We start from the raw sequence: 2729 nt of genomic DNA on the forward strand, positions 1-2729 counted from the left end.
TCGGCCAGCAGCACGTTCATGTGGCCCGGCAGACGGCCCGCGACGGGGTGGATCGCAAAACGCACCTCTTTGCCCTTGGCGCGCAGTTTGCGGACCAGTTCGCTGACCGATTGCTGCGCCTGCGCCACGGCCATGCCGTAGCCGGGGATGATGATCACGCTGTCGGCCTCGTTCAGGGCAGCGGCCACGCCATCTGCGTCAATGGCCACCTGCTCGCCTTCAACGGCCATCTGCTCGCCCTGCGGGCCACCAAAGCCGCCCAGGATCACACTGACAAAGTGACGGTTCATCGCCTTGCACATGATGTAGGACAGGATCGCACCGGACGAGCCCACCAGCGCACCAACAACGATCAGCAGGTCGTTGCCCAGCGAGAAGCCGATCGCCGCAGCGGCCCAGCCCGAATAGCTGTTCAGCATCGACACAACCACCGGCATGTCGGCCCCGCCGATGCCCATGATCAGGTGATAACCGATGAACAGCGCCGCCAGTGTCATCAGGATCAGCGGCAGCAGACCGCCCGACATGGTGTACCAGACCAGGCAGATCAGCGACAGACCAGCCGCCGCCGCGTTCAGCGCGTGGCCACCCGGCAGCTTGGTCGCCGCCGAGGTCACTTTACCGGCCAGCTTGCCATAGGCCACGACCGACCCGGTAAAGGTGATCGCACCGATGAAGATGCCCAGGAACAGTTCCACATGCAGGATCGCCAGTTCCGCCGAGGTTTTCTTGGCGATCAGCTTGGCAAACGCGCCCAGATCGGACAGATCCGCCTGAGACGCGCTGTCGGCAATCGCCATGACCTGCGCCACGTTGCCGATCTCAAAATGCGCGTTGAAGCCCACGAACACAGCCGCCAGACCGACCAGCGAGTGCATCGCGGCCACAAGCTGCGGCATCTCGGTCATCTGGACGCGCTGCGCCACATATTGACCGATCAGACCACCGCCAGCGATCAGCAGCAGCGACAGCAGCCACAGGCCCGAACCGGGGCCAACCAGCGTGGCAAATACCGCCAGCGCCATACCGACGATGCCGTACCAGACCGCGCGCTTGGCGCTTTCCTGGTTCGACAGACCGCCGAGCGAAAGGATGAACAGAACAGCCGCAACAACATAGGCGGCAGTGGTGAAGCCAAATTCCATGTGCCCGGCCTCCTTAAGATTTCTGGAACATGGCGAGCATGCGCCGGGTTACGAGGAAGCCGCCGAAGATGTTGATCCCGGCCATGAAGACAGACAGCGCCGCCAGCAGAATAACCAGGAACGAGCCCGATCCGATCTGCATGAGCGCCCCAACGATGATGATCGACGAGATCGCGTTGGTGATCGCCATCAGCGGAGTGTGCAGGCTGTGCGCGACGCCCCAGATCACCTGGAAGCCCACGAAGATGGCCAGCACAAAGACGATGAAGTGCTGCATGAAGCTGGCCGGAGCGATCAGCCCCACCAGCAGCATCAGCGCGCCGCCGACACCCAGCAGGGTGAACTGCTGTTTGGTCTGCGCTTTGAAGGCGGCAATTTCCTGCGCCTTTTTCTCTTCCGGGGTCAGCTCCTTGACCTCGGGCTTTTTCTGCGCCGCAATCGCCTGCACTTTCGGCGGCGGCGGCGGGAAGGTGATCTCGCCTTCATGGGTCACGGTCGCGCCGCGGATCACGTCATCTTCCATGTCGTGATTGATCTGACCGTCCTTTTCAGGGGTCAGGTCAGACATCATGTGACGGATGTTGGTCGCGTACAGAGACGAGGACTGCGCCGCCATCCGGCTGGGGAAGTCGGTATAGCCAATGATGGTCACGCCATTGTCGGTCACGATCTTCTCATCCGCCACGGTCAGCTTGCAGTTGCCGCCTTTTTCCGCCGCAAGGTCCACGATGACCGAGCCCGGCTTCATGCTTTCGACCATGTCCTTGGTCCAAAGCTCAGGCGCTTCGCGGTTCGGGATCAGCGCTGTGGTGATGACGATGTCCATTTCCGGAGCAAGCTCACGGAACTTGGCCAGCTGCGCGTTGCGGAATTCTTCCGACTGAACCGAGGCATAGCCGCCGGTGGCCGCGCCATCCTGCTGCTGTTCCTCAAAATCCAGATAAACAAACTCGGCCCCCATCGATTCGACCTGCTCGGCCACTTCGGGGCGCACGTCGAACGCATAGGTGATCGCACCCAGCGAGGTTGAGGTCCCGATGGCGGCCAGACCGGCCACACCGGCACCGACGATCAGCACCTTGGCAGGCGGCACCTTACCGGCCGCCGTCACCTGACCGGTGAAGAACCGGCCAAAGTTATTACCCGCCTCGATCACAGCGCGGTAACCCGCGATATTGGCCATCGAGGACAGCGCATCCATCTTCTGCGCGCGGGAAATCCGAGGCACCATCTCCATCGCGATCACATTCGCGCCCTTGGATTTGGCCAGCTCCATGCCCTCTTCGTTGCCCGCAGGATTGAAGAAGGAAATCAGGGTCTTGCCCTTGGCCAGACGCTTGAGTTCCGTCGCATTCGGCTGGCGCACCTTGGCAACAATGTCAGCCTCTTTCCACAGCGCCGCCGCGGTCTTCACAACCTCAACACCCGCCGCCTCATAAACCGCATCCGAAAACCCGGCCGCAGCCCCCGCACCCGTCTCAATCAGGCACTCATACCCCAGCTTCTGCAACTGAACCGCAGACTCAGGCGTCATCGCAACCCGATTCTCACCCTCATATATCTCTCTTGGTGTGCCTATTTTCA

2 protein-coding genes are annotated in these 2729 nt (G+C 61.7%); both read right to left on the reverse strand.

Annotation, left to right across the window (positions count from 1 at the left end):
• On the reverse strand, positions 1-1145 hold a 1145-nt coding region (locus tag ACR0LW_RS21180; protein WP_480884408.1), incomplete at its 3' end, for an NAD(P)(+) transhydrogenase (Re/Si-specific) subunit beta.
• Between the two features lie 13 nt (positions 1146-1158).
• On the reverse strand, positions 1159-2729 hold a 1571-nt coding region (locus ACR0LW_RS21185), incomplete at its 5' end, for a Re/Si-specific NAD(P)(+) transhydrogenase subunit alpha (RefSeq protein ID WP_480884410.1).

This window comes from Ruegeria sp. N4, assembly GCF_056531425.1.